General features: G+C 39.3%; 17 protein-coding genes and 1 tRNA gene. 14 read left to right on the forward strand and 4 right to left on the reverse strand.

What is annotated here, in order from left to right; all coding sequences use genetic code 11:
• Positions 1 to 141 precede the first annotated feature (141 nt).
• Positions 142 to 213 (reverse strand) — tRNA-Thr (locus HWQ40_RS10325).
• A gap of 366 nt (positions 214 to 579) precedes the next feature.
• On the opposite strand from HWQ40_RS10325, the gene argF reads away from it, so the two are divergent.
• From argF to HWQ40_RS10370, 9 genes are all read left to right on the forward strand, one after another.
• Complete coding sequence (gene argF, locus HWQ40_RS10330) at positions 580 to 1,500, forward strand: ornithine carbamoyltransferase (RefSeq protein WP_292777331.1); 921 nt, start codon at positions 580 to 582, stop codon at positions 1,498 to 1,500.
• 209 nt (positions 1,501 to 1,709) lie between these two features.
• Positions 1,710 to 2,315: a transcriptional repressor LexA gene (gene lexA, locus HWQ40_RS10335; RefSeq protein ID WP_104909820.1), complete on the forward strand. Its 606-nt coding sequence runs from the start codon at positions 1,710 to 1,712 to the stop codon at positions 2,313 to 2,315.
• Between the two features lie 78 nt (positions 2,316 to 2,393).
• Entirely contained in the window at positions 2,394 to 3,875 is a 1,482-nt protein-coding gene (locus HWQ40_RS10340) for a DNA phosphorothioation system restriction enzyme (RefSeq protein ID WP_292777337.1), read from the forward strand.
• A gap of 326 nt (positions 3,876 to 4,201) precedes the next feature.
• On the forward strand, positions 4,202 to 4,375 hold the full coding sequence (locus HWQ40_RS10345; RefSeq protein ID WP_292777339.1) for a hypothetical protein: 174 nt from the start codon (positions 4,202 to 4,204) through the stop codon (positions 4,373 to 4,375).
• A complete protein-coding gene (locus HWQ40_RS10350; RefSeq protein ID WP_292777340.1) occupies positions 4,372 to 6,444 on the forward strand; it encodes an AAA family ATPase in 2,073 nt (690 codons plus the stop codon). The genes HWQ40_RS10345 and HWQ40_RS10350 overlap by 4 nt, the downstream gene beginning before the upstream one ends.
• 345 nt (positions 6,445 to 6,789) lie before the next feature.
• Entirely contained in the window at positions 6,790 to 7,359 is a 570-nt protein-coding gene (locus HWQ40_RS10355; RefSeq protein ID WP_292777342.1) for a Uma2 family endonuclease, read from the forward strand.
• 35 nt (positions 7,360 to 7,394) lie between these two features.
• Positions 7,395 to 7,946 (forward strand): Uma2 family endonuclease, encoded by a 552-nt coding sequence (locus tag HWQ40_RS10360; protein WP_292777344.1) that lies wholly within the window; start codon positions 7,395 to 7,397, stop codon positions 7,944 to 7,946.
• Between the two features lie 115 nt (positions 7,947 to 8,061).
• The gene (locus tag HWQ40_RS10365) at positions 8,062 to 8,523 is read left to right on the forward strand and encodes a DNA phosphorothioation-associated protein 4 (RefSeq protein ID WP_292777346.1); all 462 of its coding nucleotides are present in this window, start codon (positions 8,062 to 8,064) and stop codon (positions 8,521 to 8,523) included.
• Positions 8,524 to 8,935: 412 nt separating this feature from the next.
• Positions 8,936 to 9,646, forward strand: coding sequence for a DNA sulfur modification protein DndB (locus HWQ40_RS10370; protein ID WP_292777530.1), 711 nt, complete (start codon positions 8,936 to 8,938; stop codon positions 9,644 to 9,646).
• Between the two features lie 131 nt (positions 9,647 to 9,777).
• On the opposite strand, the gene HWQ40_RS10375 is transcribed toward HWQ40_RS10370, so the two are convergent.
• Positions 9,778 to 11,376, reverse strand: coding sequence for a DGQHR domain-containing protein (locus HWQ40_RS10375; RefSeq protein ID WP_292777348.1), 1,599 nt, complete (start codon positions 11,374 to 11,376; stop codon positions 9,778 to 9,780).
• 172 nt (positions 11,377 to 11,548) lie between these two features.
• Here HWQ40_RS10375 and dndC point away from each other — a divergent pair, with 172 nt between their 5' ends.
• Entirely contained in the window at positions 11,549 to 13,216 is a 1,668-nt protein-coding gene (dndC, locus tag HWQ40_RS10380; protein WP_292777350.1) for a DNA phosphorothioation system sulfurtransferase DndC, read from the forward strand.
• Positions 13,217 to 13,228: 12 nt separating this feature from the next.
• Here the strand turns inward: dndC and HWQ40_RS10385 are convergent, their stop codons facing one another.
• On the reverse strand, positions 13,229 to 13,474 hold the full coding sequence (locus HWQ40_RS10385) for a helix-turn-helix transcriptional regulator (RefSeq protein ID WP_292777352.1): 246 nt from the start codon (positions 13,472 to 13,474) through the stop codon (positions 13,229 to 13,231).
• A gap of 121 nt (positions 13,475 to 13,595) precedes the next feature.
• Here HWQ40_RS10385 and HWQ40_RS10390 point away from each other — a divergent pair, with 121 nt between their 5' ends.
• From HWQ40_RS10390 to HWQ40_RS10400, 3 genes are all read left to right on the forward strand, one after another.
• Complete coding sequence (locus HWQ40_RS10390) at positions 13,596 to 13,835, forward strand: hypothetical protein (protein WP_292777354.1); 240 nt, start codon at positions 13,596 to 13,598, stop codon at positions 13,833 to 13,835.
• Between the two features lie 131 nt (positions 13,836 to 13,966).
• Positions 13,967 to 15,952, forward strand: a complete 1,986-nt coding sequence (dndD, locus tag HWQ40_RS10395; protein WP_292777357.1) for a DNA sulfur modification protein DndD — start codon at positions 13,967 to 13,969, stop codon at positions 15,950 to 15,952.
• Between the two features lie 89 nt (positions 15,953 to 16,041).
• Positions 16,042 to 16,287 (forward strand): hypothetical protein, encoded by a 246-nt coding sequence (locus tag HWQ40_RS10400; RefSeq protein WP_292777359.1) that lies wholly within the window; start codon positions 16,042 to 16,044, stop codon positions 16,285 to 16,287.
• On the opposite strand, the gene HWQ40_RS10405 is transcribed toward HWQ40_RS10400, so the two are convergent.
• Entirely contained in the window at positions 16,273 to 16,947 is a 675-nt protein-coding gene (locus tag HWQ40_RS10405; RefSeq protein WP_292777361.1) for a DUF726 domain-containing protein, read from the reverse strand. The two genes, HWQ40_RS10400 and HWQ40_RS10405, sit on opposite strands and share 15 nt — an antisense overlap.
• Before the next feature lie 85 nt (positions 16,948 to 17,032).
• On the opposite strand from HWQ40_RS10405, the gene dndE reads away from it, so the two are divergent.
• On the forward strand, positions 17,033 to 17,419 hold the full coding sequence (dndE, locus tag HWQ40_RS10410) for a DNA sulfur modification protein DndE (protein WP_292777363.1): 387 nt from the start codon (positions 17,033 to 17,035) through the stop codon (positions 17,417 to 17,419).
• The last annotated feature ends 10 nt before the right edge of the window (positions 17,420 to 17,429 follow it).

Below are 17,429 nucleotides of genomic sequence, written 5' to 3' on the forward strand. Positions count from 1 at the left end.
GAAGTTGAAGATATTCTGGAGGATGCCCATTCAATTTGTCCTTTCCTTCCAAAAGTTTTAAGACACGATCCACTCCAGTAGATCGTCAATTGGCTGAATTACTATACACAATCGACAACTTGAATTTTTATGTATACTTAAAGCCAGCAGCGGGATTTGAACTCGCGACCTTCCGATTACAAGTCGGATGCACTACCACTGTGCTATGCTGGCAAGTTTGACGATGGCTTTTAATTAGTAACCACAATTTATTATTGTACCATAATCCATTTATTTGTCTAGCTGTAAATTCTAAAAAATATCTACCTCTCCAGAAATAAGGCTAAAAGACCAGAAATTTTAGCAATATCGCTGCTTGTGTACGCCTAGATAGTTTTTCTGGCGTTGCCATTGTGATGAACCAGAAAAAATCAGTGATTCTGAATCGCTGATAAAGTTGATAAATTAATATTCATCGCAAAAGCTAACTCAAATCCTGGGCTGAACGCAAAAATATCTGGTCAGTTCTAAAACTATATTTTCTTGGCACGGTTGAATAAAGGAACAGAAATATATAATTATTTTTTACAGATTACAAGCATGGCAGCATTGCTCGGACGAGATTTATTAAGTCTAGCGGATATCAGTTCTACGGAACTTCAAGAACTCCTGCAATTGGCAACTCAACTTAAATCACAACAGTTAAAGTTGCAGTGTAATAAAGTTTTGGGGTTGTTGTTCTCCAAAGCTTCAACTCGTACACGGGTAAGTTTTACTGTGGCGATGTACCAACTGGGTGGACAGGTAATCGATCTCAACCCTAATGTCACTCAAGTTAGTCGCGGGGAACCTTTGCAGGATACAGCGCGGGTGTTAGATCGATATTTGGATATTTTGGCAATTCGCACTTTTGCACAGCAGGATTTGGAAACTTTTGCTCACTACGCCAAGATTCCGGTGATTAATGCGCTTACCGATGCAGAACATCCTTGTCAGGTATTAGCGGATTTATTGACGATCCAAGAAGGCTTTGGTACTCTTGCTGGGTTAACTTTAACCTACGTGGGTGATGGGAATAATGTCGCTAATTCTCTGATGTTAGGCTGTGCTTTGGTGGGGATAAATGTTAGAATTGCTACTCCTGGTGGATATGAGCCAGATTCTAGGATTGTAGAGCAAGCAAGAGCGATCGCTAATAACAAAACTGAAGTCCTTCTGACTCACGATCCAGAATTAGCTGCTAAGGGAGCTGCTGTACTTTACACTGATGTTTGGGCGAGTATGGGGCAAGAGGCAGAAGCAGACAACCGGATGCCAATTTTCCAGCCTTATCAAATTTCAGAGCAGCTATTAAGTCTTGCCGATCCAGAGGCAATTGTTTTACACTGCTTACCAGCCCATCGCGGTGAAGAAATTACCGGATCTGTTATTGAAGGTTCCCAATCACGAGTTTGGGAACAGGCAGAAAATCGTCTCCACGCGCAAAAGGCCTTACTTGCAAGTCTTTTAGGGGCAGAGTAAGAAAATAGGGCACAGGGGATAGGGTATCTTTTCTTCCTTATAACCTGTAAGCTCTAACGTGTAACCTGTAATATTCTTATTTGTCAAAAGGCAAAAGAGAAGAAAATAATTTTGCTTTTGCCTTTCATATTTTTACTTTTCTCTTGTTATGGGGAGTTTTTTGTAGTACTAATGTTCTAGAGACATTTATAATTACTTCCCGCAAATTTATGGAACGTCTAACGGAAGCTCAACAAGAACTTTACGAATGGTTGGCAGAATACATCCGATCGCACCAGCATTCGCCTTCTATTCGGCAAATGATGCAAGCGATGAACTTGAAGTCACCAGCACCAATTCAAAGTCGTTTAGAACATTTACGCACTAAAGGATATATAGAATGGACTGAAGGCCAAGCGCGAACGATTCGGATTTTGCGTCCTGTGAAGCAAGGTGTACCAATTTTGGGCACGATCGCTGCTGGTGGTTTAATAGAACCGTTTACTGATGCTGTAGATCATTTAGACTTTTCTAATTTCGATTTACCTCCCCAAACTTACGCTTTGCGGGTAGCTGGTGATAGCATGATTGAAGATTTAATTACTGATGGTGATGTGGTATTTCTGCGTCCAGTAGCAGAACCTAATCATTTGAAAAATGGCACCATCGTCGCCGCTAGAGTAGATGGATTCGGTACGACATTAAAACGTTTTTATCGCCAAGGCGATCGCGTTACCCTCAAACCAGCAAATCCTAAGTACAATCCCATTGAAGTCATGGCTCAACAAGTACAGGTGCAGGGTTCTCTCATTGGTGTATGGCGTGGTTATAACTGAGTAATGGGGACTGGGGACTGGGAAATGGGAAATGGGAAAGATAAGTACCAATGACCAATGACTAATGACTAAATAAATATGTACCTGACGAAAAATTCAGTGCAGCAACTGCCCACTTTCCGGTTGAAATTACCGTTTGCAAGGGAAAGTAAGGGCAGTTATTACACTTTGCAACCATTACCAGGATGCCCAAGAATGCCTGTGTCTCTGCAATTGCGGCAATATCAGCGAGAAGCGATCGCTAGCTGGTTTACCAACAATGGCAGAGGGACGCTGAAAATGGCTACTGGTAGTGGTAAAACTATTACCGCACTAGCGATCGCTTGTGAACTCTACCAACAGATTAATTTACAAGTTCTGTTGGTAGTGTGTCCTTATCGTCATCTCGTTACCCAATGGGCGCGAGAATGTGAAAAATTTAATTTGCAACCCATTTTAGCTTTTGAGAATTTACGCACTTGGCAAAGTCAACTTTCTACCCAAATTTATAATCTGCGTTCTGGTTCTCAACGTTTTGTCACGGTGATTACTACGAACTCTACTTTAATTGGAGATGGTTTTCAGTCTCAACTCAAATATTTTCCCGCCAAAACTTTAATTATTGGGGATGAGGCGCATAATTTAGGCGCACCCAAGCTAGAAGAAAGTTTACCGCGTAGTGTTGGGTTGAGACTGGCTTTATCTGCCACACCGGAGAGATATTTTGATGATTTTAGCACGCAATCTCTATTTGATTATTTTGGCCCAGTTCTTCAGCCAGAGTTTACTTTGAGGGATGCGATCGCTCAAGGTGCTTTGGTACATTATCTGTATTATCCGGTGTTAGTAGAGTTAACTGAAGCTGAAAGTATTGCTTATTTAAAGCTAACTAAAAGAATTGGGCGATCGCTACTATATAGAGAACGAGAAAATGGACAAGTGGGAAACTTTGAAGGCAATGAAGATTTAAAGCCGTTATTGATGCAAAGAGCAAGATTAATTGGTGCGGCGGAAAATAAATTAACCGCTTTGCGGGATTTAATGAGTACTCGCCGCGAAACTACTCACACTCTTTTTTATTGCAGTGATGGTTCCCAAGATGCGGGACAACGTTCATCGTTACGCCAACTCAAAGCTGTTGCTAAAATTCTCGGAGTGGATTTGGGGTACAAGGTAAGTACCTATACAGCCCAAACAACTTTACAAGAAAGAGAAATATTGCGCCATCAATTTGAAAGTGGAGAGTTGCAAGGTTTAGTCGCAATTCGTTGTTTAGATGAAGGTGTCGATATTCCAGCAATTCAAACTGCGGTGATTTTATCAAGTTCTGGTAATCCCCGCCAATTTATCCAGCGACGGGGGCGAGTTTTACGTCCTCATCCGGCTAAAGAACGCGCGACAATATTTGACATGATTGTTTTACCACCAGATTTAGATAGAGAAACTATAGAAGTTGAGCGTAATCTTTTGAAAAAGGAATTGCGTCGCTTTGTGGAGTTTGCTGATTTAGCTGATAACGCAGGGGAAGCAAGAATGAAGTTACTTGATTTACAAAAGCGATATGGTTTATTAGATATTTGATGATGAACTATATAGTTGTATTATTTTGTAAAATTTTTCGAGTTTTCAAAAAAGAGGCATTAAGTATGAAATAATAAAATTATGAGTTTGATCATAATGGGATGTCAGCGACTTTAAAAATTTTACTGACATCCCATTATGATCTAGATTATTAATATTAATAATAACAGAAGATAATTCAAGAATAAAGTCTTTTTTAAAGAAAATTATAAATTTGAAAAAATAGTTTTTGCAAAATTAAAGATAACGCTAACAGTGGCTTTACGGAGGTAAATGCACTACTAGAGAAAGTTAAAATATAGAAAAACTATATTTCCAAACAGAAGATGTCACAAGATGCAAATATCGATGATGTGCAGGAGCCAATAAGCAGCGCTCCGCCGAAGGTACGGCGAATTATTGAGCGGGTATGGAAGCTGGAAAAAGGCAGACTAGATAAAAAGATTAACAGCCATATAAATGATAATATTTTGGATATTATTAAGGAAGAGGTGCGATGAAGCTGACTTCAATCAAGCTATGCAACTTTCGCTCCTTTTATGGTACGACACCAGAGATGCTTCTAGCTGGTGGAGATGTTCAGAATACAACGATTATTCATGGCAATAATGGCTCTGGAAAAACTAGTTTACTGAATGCCTTTACTTGGGTATTATATGAAAAATTTAGTGCAGCCTTTGCATCGATAGAACAGTTGGTAAATAAGCGTGCGATCGCAGAGGCTCAAAAAGGTCAAGCTGTAGAATGTTGGGTAGAAATTGGCTGGGAACATGAAGGTAAACGCTATCGAGTTAAACGCGCCTGTCGGGGTTATAAAAACGAAGGTGATTTTGACGCTGGTAAAACTCAATTAACCATGTGGGTTGGTGCGGATGATGGCAAATGGAATATACCAACTCAGCAACCAGACGATATAATTAACCAGATTTTACCCGCTACTTTACATCAATATTTTTTCTTTGACGGCGAACGAATTGAAGAAATAGTTCGTTCTGATAAAAAAGCTGAAATTGCTGAAGCTACAAAAATTTTCTTGGGTGTGGAGGTAATCAACCGTTCTATCAGACATTTGGGAGATGCTAAAAAAACTCTAGAAAATGATTTAAAAGCCATCGGTGAATCTGAAATTAAACAACTATTACGACAGCAAGAAAAGATAGAACGCGAACGCGAACGCATTACCAAACGGCAAACTGAAATTAAAGAAGAATTAGAGTATCAACAAACTTTCAAAAAAGAAACAAGTAATCGTTTGCGTGAACTGAGTGCTGCTAAGGAGTTGCAAGAAAGATGGCAGGATTTAGAATCGCAGAAGACGGCGAATCAAGAAGAATATAAAAAAACCAAAGAAGCACTGAAAAAAGTTATTTCCGCGCGGGGTTATACAGTTTTACTGTCAGAAACCACAGCACAGTTCCGAGGGATTATCAATGATTTGAAGCAGCGCGGCGAGTTAACATCAGGAATTTCACGAGAATTTGTGAATGATTTACTCAATTCTCAACGTTGTATTTGTGGTGCAGAATTACACGAGGGTAATCATTCTCATACTTATGTGAGTACTTGGTTAAATAAAGCAGGTTCCTCGGCGGTGGAAGAAACTGCAATTCGGATGAGCGCACAAGTAGATGAAATTGATAAACAAGCCATAGGATTTTGGGAAGAAGTTGATAGAGAACAAACTAGGATTAATCAGTTAAGGCAAAGCATATCTCAAATTGAAGGCGATTTAGACAATATTCAAGAACGGTTGCGAAAAGATGCTAATGAAGAAATTAGCAGTTTGCAAAAACGGTTAGATGAAATTGAAAGTAAAATTGATGAATTAAATCGAGAACAAGGTGCAAATCAGCAGCAAATTGCTCAACTCACAACTGAAATTGAAGGTTTAAATAAACAAATCGCCAAGCAAAAGCTGAATGAAGACAAGCAAACTTTAGCACAGCGACGAATTAACGCTACCCAAGATGCAATCGAACGGTTAACGGAAGTTAGAAATCGTCAAGAACAACAATTTCGCCTGCAACTAGAAAAGCGAGTACAAGAAATATTCACAGAAATTTCTGTGACTCCATACATTCCTAAAATTAGCGATAAATATGAACTGACATTAGTAGAAAATACCACAGGTGTGGAAGCACCAGTTGCAGCATCCACTGGAGAAAATCAAATTCTCAGTTTATCTTTTATTGCCAGTATCATTGACAAAGTACGGGAATGGAGTGAAAAGCGAAAAATAATGATGATTCCTGATAGTAGCACTTTCCCAATTGTCATGGATTCGCCCTTCGGTAGTTTGGATGAGAATTCGCGGCGACACATTGCGAAGACAATTCCCCAGTTAGCGAATCAGTTGATAGTTTTAGTAACTAAAACTCAGTGGCGCGGTGAAGTAGAAGCAGAAATGACAAACAGAATTGGGAGAGAATATGTGCTTACATATTATTCTTCTAAGCCAGATTGCGAACAAGATTATATTGAGTTGGGTGGCGAAAGATATCCTTTGGTGAAACAAAGTCCGAACGAGTTTGAGTATACAGAAATTATGGAAATTGAACGGGATAGGTAATTATCACGCAGAGACGCAGAGAAAGACTTTTCCAAGGAATCTTATGATTTCGCGCATTCGCCGTTAGGTGTTCTCGTAGAGTAGGCGCAAAGGTTTTTTACAGAACTGATGCAAAATACCTCTCAAATTCTTATTCTTCCGTGTTCTCTGTCCCTCTGTGATAGCCTGCGGCAAGCCCTCCGGGTTCAGCAGTCGCTTATGGAGGAAACCCCCTTGGCGCTAGCCTCTCCCTTTGGCAGAAGACCACGCTGCTTCACCGTTTTGCGTCTACGATTTTCTGTTACTGTGCGTAAGTCCGATTTTAGTTAAAGTTGAGAAAAGTGACTTTTGAGAAGGAATCAGGTTATGGTTGCGAGTCCAGACAGAAATTATATGTCTCCCCAGGAATACCTGGAATGGGAACAAGACCAAGAAATTAAATACGAATATATTGATGGTGAAGTTTTCGCCATGACTGGGGGTACTCTTCCCCATAATGATATTGCTTTAAACTTAGCTTCAGCGTTAAAAAGTCACCTGCGAGGAAGTGGTTGTCGTGTGAATATGGCGGATGGGAAAGTAGGTGTATCTGAAAACGGGCCTTTTCATTATCCCGATGTTGTGGTGAGTTGCGATGAACGGGATAAACAAGCTATTCAATTTTTCCAATATCCTTGTTTAATTGTTGAAGTTCTTTCCCCTAGCACGGAAGCTTACGACCGAGGTAAAAAATTTACGCGGTATCGTCGCATTCAGACTTTGCAAGAATACGTCCTCATAGATGCTGAAAAAATTGGTTTAGATTGCTTCCGATTAAATGATAGAGGACTCTGGGAGTTACATCCTTATGAAGCAGAGGATGAGGTTTATTTAACCAGCGTTAATTTCCGCTTTCCGATATCTTTGGTGTATGAAAATGTTCTATTTCCTATTTAAATTAGACTTATTCTAGATTCATGATTAGGGGTTTTATGAGTATTAAAGCTGAAGCAACTATTGAAGATTTGTACCACTTACCTGACAATTGTAAAGCAGAGATTGTCAATGGGAAATTGGTGCTGATGTCTCCAACTGGATTTTTACCAGGACGTGCAGGCGGTGAAATTTATGCAAGTCTACGGGATTATGAACGTCTGACAAAAAGTGGTTATGCTTTGCCTGATAATGTCGGTTTTATTGTCAATCTCCCTAATCGTCGTTCTTTAAGTCCTGATGCTGCATTTTATACTGGGAAACCTACAGGTGGAAGATTCCTCAATGGTGCGCCTATATTTGCTGCTGAGGTAAGAAGCGAAAATGATTACGGTGATAAGGCTGAGAAAGATATGGCTAGTAAACACCGTGATTATTTTGCGGCTGGTACGTTGGTAGTTTGGGATGTAGACGTACTCAAAGAGGAAGTTATTAGACTATATCGTGCTAGTAATTCTGAAGAACCGCAAGTTTATCGCCGTGGTGAGGTGGCTGAAGCTGAACCCGCAGTGCCAGGATGGACTATGTTAGTGGATAATTTGTTTGTTTAGCGATCGCCTGCATACTATTATAAAATAATACCTTTGTAAGTGCGTAGGTGTAGCCAGCCGTAGGCATCGCTCTTGGGTTTCGTTTAAAATTGCCACAATGTAGATATATAAATCAATGGCTGCAAACAGAATTAGGATTGCTAAAGATAAAGTTGAGTTAGTAAAAGCATTAGTAGCTTCAAAAGATACAACTGGGGCTTTCCAAACCTATGTAGAAGTGATGGTGTTTGCAGCAGCATTGGGAGCAAAGCATAAAAAACGAGTTCCTTTAGACGGAATTGCTAAAGATTTATCTCCTCTGCGACAAGATTATTTTTCCACTAGTTTTATTCTGTTAATTAATTTGTTGGCTATGACTGAAATCAAAGACATTAATATCCTCAGTGAACAAGAAGTAGCTGACGAGCAACGCATCCATGTTTTTGAAGAGTATGCCAATGGTGGACTAGAAGTTTTACAAAATGAACTACGCGGATCAGTAGACTATTCAGAACGTTTGTTATTGATACTTCGTTCAGAAAAAAACAAACAAGAGGAACAAGAGGTAGAGTTTGATCTGAGAAAATTTCTGTATTGACTAATGCTGTGATTCCTTATGGGGCTGCACAGTATTAAATACTGAATATGGGAAGTAGCTAGAAATACCTCTAGAAGGCCTTGACAAGAGGTGACGTAAAGAATTTCCGAACAATTAAGTTATGGATGAATAGAACATTAAGAGTAAGTGTACTTGCCTTAGCCTGATATGATTTTATATGAAACATTTTAACAGGCGTGCCATATAACAACTTTGGCTATATTGAGCTAAAAATAGATTTCATAAGTTTTGCCCAGCTTATTATTGTACTGATAAACCTATTTTGCAGTCTATTTTTGTGCTGATAGTTGACAAAAATCAACTGCAAGTATTACCGTAGTAATACGGGTAATAAAAAAGCAGTCGCATATTGTGACTGCTTTTTGAAATCAAGAGTGCAACAGTATTAGTTATACGAGAAGACGACTTAGACCAAATTCACCAGGATTTTGCAGATTGTGCTAAAACAAGACCTATACCACCAGCTTTGCTAGCAGCATTTGATGTAAGCAACATACTAGCAAGTTTGACACGTCAACTGGCTAAAGAATTAGTCATTTTTGATGGTCGGATTGACAAAGTTTCACGAACTGTAGGCAAAGATCCAAGTTACCTCTTTACGATGAACCAGTTAAAGGTTTGTACTGCTGAGTTCTTATTTGGATCATCTCGAAAACAGGTAATAGAATCTCGTTCTAACCAAAAAAAAGGAGAAACTAGCCTTTTACTGGCAAAAGCCAAAGCTTTTTATATGGAATTTAGTAAGAATAGCGAAGCCTGGAAAGCACTACTAATACCAGCATCGGCAACTTCAAATCTAGATTTGTACACTTTACGACAGCAGAGAATTGATTTCAATTCTGTAGGTTTTCAAATCATCAGTAAAATTGGTCATCTTATATTCTTTGGTAAAAAATTTACAGATGAGGAGCAAAACAAATTAATAAGTGCTGTTGCTCATATTGACTACACACGCGAGTCTCCATTATGGCAAAATAATGTAGTACTATCAGATGAATCGGGGAATAGGAAGATTGTTTCCCAAATGGCAGCTTTAGAAAAAGCGTTTAATATTGTTGTCAAAGAAGTAGAGAACCAGGCAGGTATTAAGCTAATTGGATAATTACAAACAGAAAGCTCTTTAGTTACACTGAGAGCATATTCTAAAACCCAATTGCTTAGGAGCGTTTATCAGAGTCAGCCTTATCTAGGCTGATTTTACAAATAGAAACGCTCCTGAAGCTTTTTTGTTTATCATAAAATCAGTGGAAGTCCTACCGCCTTTAGTTCAACAAACTCGCCATCAAAACCAATAGTTTTATCTTCCACAGTTCTAGCATCTGCCAAAGCCTTACGAAGTTCAGCACGTTCCATCTGTTCCTGAATTCCACCCAGGATGTAAACTAATAACTTCGCCGCCAAATCTCGTCCAGCAACCTGCACTCGCTTTTTATTTGGGTCATACAAAACCCCATACCAGAGAGATTGGGGATATTCCATACCACTAAAACCGCCTTGCTGGTCAAACTTCCGCAGTTTCTTAAAAATATCTGTTAGGGAAAAACCTTTTTTAAAAACCAAAACTCCCAAAGCTTGCGCTAATGCAACTTGAGCAACTGGACGGAAAAGCATATTTCCTTCACCTCCATCTTTTTCAAAGCTGAAGCGCCGTAAAGCTGGTGTATCCTCATGTTCTAAAATCTTATAACTGGAAAGACTAGCCAAAGAATCAAATAGCTTTCTAAATTCCTGAATCCCCTGCTCAAGTTCTTCATCCTCTGGACGCATGGGAATTAGACCTTTTTCCAAGGGTTTCCAGTGGGGGAACTTTTGAGCCAAATAACGCTCAGACATATCTTGTAGAGCTTGCAAAGTCGTCAAAACTGTAGAATTGGAGGCTACTGTTGCACTATTCCAATTAACACGGGGATTGCGCTCTTGTCGTTGTTCTAACAGTGGATGTGTAACTGCAATTTTTCTCGCAACGATCGCAAAACCATCATCCTCATTCAACTGTGTTAACTGACCTTTAGTCAAGGGTGCAGCCATCAGGTTGACATGAACAAAAATCGATCTCACCCTCCGCCTCGCCTGGGTGCGAGTTTCCCCAGCCGCTACCGCACAGATGAACTCAATACCAATTTTTTCCTTGGGTAAATTTTGCAAGTAAGCAAGGTCTACTTGGTACTTTTCTATCAAATCATCTACTGTAATAAAACTGTCATCAGCACCTTTATCTTTTTTATATCGCTGGAGTTTACGAGTTTTAATTAACTCCATCAACCCTTGCACCCCCATTAATCGGTGTTGACCATCTAATGCATAAATAGTCACATCATCCTCAGAAATATTTAGCAGACCTACTTTAGTGTCTTTATCTAGGGGGATGAAATCAGTAGTAGACTTGGTGGCACGTCCTTCGCTATCCCATTCAGCAGCTTTGGGATTATCTACCCACGGTTGATTAATCACCACCAGTACCGGCGGAAACTTGTGGTTGTGTCTAGCCGCTAAATACTGCACTAGCGGTGCTTGACGTGACCAATCAAGGGGACGCTGCTGAATTTCATCAATACTATCTGCGTCAATCTCGACATTATCAGTTTCAGGATTGTACTTTTTTTGAAATAGGGGTAAGCCAGAGGCAAAGTGAACCCGACCTGCAAACCATTCCAAGGTAACAGAGCTAACATAAGCCTCAGTACCACCCATCTCGGTTTTTTGAACGAGAATCTGATCTTTTCTCCCTAAAAACTTCTCCAGGAGTAAAGCTAGTACCTGTCTTTCCTTGTTTTCCCGTTCCAGGTATTCTCTAGCGATGTCAGCAGTGGGGTCAGATGTACTATCTTTCATGTTAAATTTTAAAAACAGAATAGGATTATGTCGTTTAATTATCCAAAAAATTGGATATTAGTAGTTAAATTTTTAAAAACTTTTCTTCAACCCACGGAGGTGAGTTTTATCTGTATAGCCGCGAATTCTATTCGCCCGAATATTACGCCAGTGTTTCCAGAGAGAAGGAGAAATGACTACAGCACAACAACCAGAAAATAAAATTCAGCAAACACGTACTGTAGCAGAGTTAGTGGACTACATCCAAGCTCTTACCATTGAAATTCAAGAATTGTATTGTTTAGATGAGATACCTTGGGTTTTGGGCGTGTCTTGGGGAAAAGATTCTAGTACAGTATTGCAGCTTGTATGGAATGCGATCGCTGCTCTTCCTCCAGAAAAAAGAACTAAAACTATATATGTAATTACAACCGATACTCAGGTAGAAAATCCTGTAGTGTCTGCTTGGGTTCGCAAATCCTTGCGGAATCTGAAGGTAGCTGCTAAAAAACAGGAGATGCCAATTGATCCACATTTACTACAACCAGTAATTGAAGACACATTTTGGGTAAATCTTATTGGTAAGGGATATCCAGCACCTCGTAACCAGTTTCGCTGGTGTACACCACGTTTAAAAATTAATCCCGCCAATCAATTCATCCGTGAAATAGTTAGAGCTAACGGTGAAACAATTCTTGTATTGGGGACTCGCAAAGCGGAGAGTTCCAAACGTGCTGCCACAATGAAAAAGCATCAAGTTGATAGAGTACGAGATCGCCTGAGTCCTAATGCTAGCCTACCCAACTCCTTAATCTATACCCCTATTGAAGATTGGAGTAATAACGATGTCTGGATATACCTGAATCAGTGGGATAATCCTTGGGGACAAAGTAATAAAGAATTATTTGCTATGTATCGAGGTGCAACAGCCGATAATGAATGTCCACTAGTTGTTGATACTTCTACTCCTAGTTGTGGCGATTCACGATTTGGCTGCTGGGTTTGCACACTAGTGAATAAGGATAAATCAATGGAGGCGATGATCCAAAATGATGAAGAAAAAGAATGGATGCAGCCATTATTAGATATCCGTAATGAACTAGATATCAAAGATGATCGAGAAAAAAGAGATTTTAGAAGAATTTGGGGAGATGTTCAGCTTTTCGAGCGAAATAAAGATGGAAAACATTCTGTTGAACCAATACCTGGCCCTTATACAAAATTTTGGCGGGAACATTGGCTCAGACGATTATTAGAAGCGCAAACAAAAACCCGTCGGACAGCGCCAGAAAATATGCGCGATATCATCCTCATTACTTTAGAAGAAATGAGTGAAATCCGCCGCATTTGGCTAGAAGAAAAACACGAATTTGATGATAGCTTACCTCGGATTTATCAAGAAGTGACTGGCGAAGAATTTCAAGATCCCCGTCCTGGTGCTGACTATAGCCTACTAGGTCGTGATGAATGGGCTGTGTTAGAAGAAATCTGTGCAGATGATAGTATGCACTTGGAACTCATGGCTAAACTTTTAGACACAGAACGCCAATTTCGGAAAATGTCCCGTCGTGTGGGAATCTACGACACCCTTGAAAAATGCTTTGCTACAAGTTCGCGTTCTAAAGATGAAGCAGTTAAAAATGCTCATTTAAAGCGTGATTTGAAAACAGCAGCTGAAGAAGGCGATATTGAAAAGGTCAAGCAGCTAACTTTAGCAGATTTTGCCACACCCGATACACAAGCGATGTCTAACGACAAACCGCTACACGTTTACGCGCCTGATGCACAAGTTGACGCAACAAACCTTACAAAATCTGATGCTGAGACAAAGACTTGGGGAAATATGAAATTTAAAAAATAGGTACACAGTGCTTTAAGGCTGTGTCTCATCATCATCAACATCTCCCAAGTACAGCCTGATAAACTCTTCTGCTGCGGCGGGATTAATTTTCTTCAGTGCATCCCGAATTTCTAACACCCCCTCCGCTACAGGGTCCATTATCTCATTTACCCAGCGATTAACATTTGAGCGTCCAGTTCCCATTGTCACTGCTAACTTATTTTGGCTAATGCCATGTGTCTCTAATGCCTGTTTCAACGCTTTTCCTGCTTTTCCCATGCTTCTGATTGTGTCAAAGGCTTTTAACCAAGTAAATGTCCCGTATAAGCGACAAAAGATGTAAGATATTTATGTACCGTATACGGTACATAAATATCTCTAGCAAAATATGTGAGTTCCAATGACTAAAAGCTTTTTGGCAGATACCTTTCCAACGACCTCGCCGCTTGTTTGCGCCAACAAATCTCAAGAAGCAACACCAAGGAGAGAGTCTGTAAAAGTAGTAATTTATGGTTCTAAAACAGGTGTTAACAACACAATTCTCACCCTTTACAAGCTGGGTTTTGCTCAAGTTAATGAATGGAGTCCTTTATTACCTAGTCCCACCCAACCCTGGAGAAGTGATGAGTATTTTAACTAGGCACATTCTGACAACGTGACTGTAATTCGGCTAGTAAAAAATATGATAGGGTGGGCAATGCACACCCTACAAAAATAACGAAACAATACTGAGCGAATTCCATTCGTCATATATTTTATTCTTAAATATCAATGATATTTCTTGAACTTGTACTACAAAACTTTGGTCCTTACTCTGGAAGACAAGTAATCAATCTTGACCCAAGAAAAGATGAAAATCTGCGTCCAATTATTTTATTAGGTGGGATGAATGGCGGGGGAAAAACTACGCTGATGGATGCCATACGCCTTGTGCTTTATGGTCATCGCGCTCAATGTTCTACCCGTGGTAATTTGAGTTATAACGATTTTCTGAACCAATGTGTTAATAGTAAAGCTAACCCTGCCGAAAAAACCCGGATTGAATTAGTTTTTGAACACATAGAAGATGATAAACCAGTAAAATATCGGATTGTCAGAACTTGGGAAAAAAATCCTAAAGATGGTAAAGATTCTTTGGGAATTTTAGGCGATGATGATACTTGGCCTGTTGAATCTTTGGTGAATACTTGGGATGACTATATAGAAAATCTGTTGCCATTAGGAATTTCTAATTTATTTCTTTTCGATGGTGAACAAGTAAGAAACCTTGCAGAACAGGAATCACCACCACTAATTGTAATTGAAGCTATTCGCGGACTTTTAGGACTAGAATTATCTGATCGTTTAGCAGTTGATTTGGAGATTTTAGTTAACCGCAAACGTAAAGAAATGGCTGACACTAAAGATTTAGCTAATATAGAAGAAATTGAAAAAAGGTTAACGCAGCAGCAAGAAGATTACCTAGTTATAGAAGAAAAATTAGCCCATTTCAAAAATCAACTTGAAGAATTAGAAACTATACAGCGAGAAGTCTTAGATAAATTCGTTTCGGAAGGGGGTAAAATCGCCGCAGAACGTAATCAACTAGAACAACAACAAAAAGAGAAAACTGCCGCAGCAGAAAATATTCGGCAGTCAATGTGTCAATTAGCTGCTGATGTGTTACCTTTAGAGCTAATTTCTAATTTACTGAGTCAAGTACAAGCACAGGGAGCAAATGAATTTCGCTATCAACAAGTACAGTTAGCTAGAGATGTTTTACTTGAACGAGACAAACGCTTACTAAACTGGCTAAGTGAATTAGTGATCGCTTCTGATAAAGTTGATAAAATTAACTCTTTTTTAGCTGAAGATATTGATAGTTTATATACAAGCTACTCTCAATCGGAATCACCTTGGTTATTAGCTGATGAGGAAAGTTTGAGTCAATTGGATAATCTAAGATATTATTTGCAAAACGCTTTAAATACTGCAAAAGAAAAATTAAATATTATCAAAAATTTAGAAGAAGAAATTATCAATTTAGCAAGACAAGTACAAACAGCAGCAGAACCAGAAGCCTATAAAAAGCTGCACGAAGCTGTGGAAAAAGCACAAAATCAAGTTTCGGAAGCTAAAGTAAATTATGAGATAACTCGCCAAAAGTTAGCTGAGTTAGCAACTGCCCTTGATAAGACCAAAAAAGAATTACAAGAATATACTGTAGAAAATATTGAACGTAAAAATAAAGATCATATTATTACCTCAGCAGCTAAAGTTCAAGAAACACTCAAGATTTTCCGGGAAAAACTAACCTTAAGAAAGCTCAATAAATTAGAGGAAGAAGTTAAAAATTGCTTCCTTTATCTCCTCCACAAATCAGATTTAGTACATCGCATTGCCATTGATAGCAATACTTTTGGACTTTACTTGTATGATTTAAATGGTAAACCCGTCCCTAAACATCGCCTCTCTGCTGGCGAAAAACAACTACTAGCGATCGCCTTCCTCTGGGGTTTAGCCAAAATCTCTGGACACCGCTTACCAGTAGCAATCGATACGCCACTAGGCAGACTCGACTCATCCCACCGCAGCAACCTAGTTGAGCGTTACTTTCCATCCGCCAGCCATCAAGTAATTTTGTTATCTACCGATACTGAGATTGGCAAAAAAGAAGTAGAAACACTGCGAGAAAACGAAGCAATCGCCCGCGAATACCTGCTCAAATACGACTCTTCTACCCGGCAAACAACTATCCAACCAGGATATTTTTGGTAGTAAATATTGTTAAAAAATTGAGCGAGCGCAATTTTTTGAAGCCTACATCTTTACAATATATCTAACGACCTTTGGAAAGGAGATCAATTATGAACTCACCATATTTAATAAAAATAGAGCATGACCTACGTGTTTTGTCATTAGAAGAATTAGAATGGCTATTAGAACGTATCGCAAAACAAGTGCAAGAAAGAAAGCAAATATCAAATAAATTCACTGATGTGAAATATATGAAGGAACAACTAGCTGCAATGGCTAATGATTTAGATATACAGCTAGAAATTACCGCTATTAATAATGAATTGGGGTTACAAAAAATTTCATATCTGCCATAGCCCTTTTCTAACTAACTCTGGTAAGTAGCCGAAGGACTTGGATGGGCTATGGCTTTTACCAATAAGATATGTTGCATCTTCATTAACAATTCTGGGGTGATACTCTTTTATTGGTTTCCGTCCACAAGCATTTTGTCCGGCTTCAGCTGTTTTGAATATATATTTTAATATTTTATCATCAGAGCTATATACATTGATTAAGTTTCCTCTGATCTGGGAAGCTACATATCCCCAATCTTTGCTACTATCTCTACGAACAGCACCAGCAAGAAGAATCACATTTTCTAATAAATGTTGTTTTTCTGTCCAAACTTCCATGCAATAATAAGCAACACGCGCCCCTAATGAATGAGCCATAAGAGAGACATTTTTTTCAGGAATTTGATTACAAATCAAATAAGGAAAGTAATCTCTCCCAACTCGTTCTGCACGATATTTGGTTTTATGCCAGTGACCAAGACCCAAACCCATAATAGAACTTTCAAAAAGACCAGAATCCCACAACAAATGATATACAGAATGTCGCCAACCAGCATTACTCAAGGCATAAAGCAAATTATTGTTTCTCACTTTTTCTTCGCTTAAATATCCATCTATAAAAACTAAGGCTTTTGAACTGTCTGCTGGGCGTGAGAGAAGTCGCAGTTCAGGGCTTTCCATTCATTATTTCTTGGCTAAAACTTAAGACATACTCTTAGTTTTCCCAGCACTATGATTTCTATATCACTATTTATTTATAAAAACTATGGAATCCCCAATCGAAAGAATAAAACTCTCTCAAACGGCCAAAGACCAACTTACCAAACTCAGACGCAGCACCAAAATCGACCAATGGAATATCCTATGCCGCTGGGCATTTTGCCGTTCCCTCACAGAACCAACCGCACCCTCCCCCGTCCCAATTCCCCAGGATAGCAACGTCGAAATGACTTGGCGCGTCTTTGGCGGCGAAATGTCCGATATTCTCCTCCTCGCCCTCAAGCAACGCTGTCACAATGACGGCTATCCCACCGACAAAGAAACCCTCGCCACCCAATTCCGCTTACATTTGCATCGCGGTATTGGCTACTTAGCAGGCGATCCAAATATCAAGAAAATTGAAGATTTAATTGAACTGGCGGTTAAAAATTGAAAGGATATTA

This window comes from Nostoc sp. NMS9 (genome assembly GCF_017114995.1).
In the GTDB taxonomy this organism is placed as follows: Bacteria; Cyanobacteriota; Cyanobacteriia; order Cyanobacteriales; family Nostocaceae; genus Nostoc.

Excerpts from the sequence above, each read along its gene's own strand:
- HWQ40_RS10345 (WP_292777339.1), top strand. The coding sequence starts at position 4,202 with ATGTCACAAGATGCAAATATCGATGATGTGCAGGAGCCAATAAGCAGC.
- HWQ40_RS10355 (WP_292777342.1), top strand. The coding sequence starts at position 6,790 with ATGGTTGCGAGTCCAGACAGAAATTATATGTCTCCCCAGGAATACCTG.
- HWQ40_RS10350 (WP_292777340.1), top strand. The coding sequence starts at position 4,372 with ATGAAGCTGACTTCAATCAAGCTATGCAACTTTCGCTCCTTTTATGGT.
- dndE (WP_292777363.1), top strand. The coding sequence starts at position 17,033 with ATGGAATCCCCAATCGAAAGAATAAAACTCTCTCAAACGGCCAAAGAC.
- lexA (WP_104909820.1), top strand. The coding sequence starts at position 1,710 with ATGGAACGTCTAACGGAAGCTCAACAAGAACTTTACGAATGGTTGGCA.
- HWQ40_RS10340 (WP_292777337.1), top strand. The coding sequence starts at position 2,394 with ATGTACCTGACGAAAAATTCAGTGCAGCAACTGCCCACTTTCCGGTTG.
- HWQ40_RS10405 (WP_292777361.1), bottom strand. The coding sequence starts at position 16,947 with ATGGAAAGCCCTGAACTGCGACTTCTCTCACGCCCAGCAGACAGTTCA.
- argF (WP_292777331.1), top strand. The coding sequence starts at position 580 with ATGGCAGCATTGCTCGGACGAGATTTATTAAGTCTAGCGGATATCAGT.
- HWQ40_RS10360 (WP_292777344.1), top strand. The coding sequence starts at position 7,395 with ATGAGTATTAAAGCTGAAGCAACTATTGAAGATTTGTACCACTTACCT.
- HWQ40_RS10365 (WP_292777346.1), top strand. The coding sequence starts at position 8,062 with ATGGCTGCAAACAGAATTAGGATTGCTAAAGATAAAGTTGAGTTAGTA.
- HWQ40_RS10385 (WP_292777352.1), bottom strand. The coding sequence starts at position 13,474 with ATGGGAAAAGCAGGAAAAGCGTTGAAACAGGCATTAGAGACACATGGC.
- HWQ40_RS10400 (WP_292777359.1), top strand. The coding sequence starts at position 16,042 with ATGAACTCACCATATTTAATAAAAATAGAGCATGACCTACGTGTTTTG.
- HWQ40_RS10375 (WP_292777348.1), bottom strand. The coding sequence starts at position 11,376 with ATGAAAGATAGTACATCTGACCCCACTGCTGACATCGCTAGAGAATAC.
- HWQ40_RS10390 (WP_292777354.1), top strand. The coding sequence starts at position 13,596 with ATGACTAAAAGCTTTTTGGCAGATACCTTTCCAACGACCTCGCCGCTT.
- dndD (WP_292777357.1), top strand. The coding sequence starts at position 13,967 with ATGATATTTCTTGAACTTGTACTACAAAACTTTGGTCCTTACTCTGGA.
- dndC (WP_292777350.1), top strand. The coding sequence starts at position 11,549 with ATGACTACAGCACAACAACCAGAAAATAAAATTCAGCAAACACGTACT.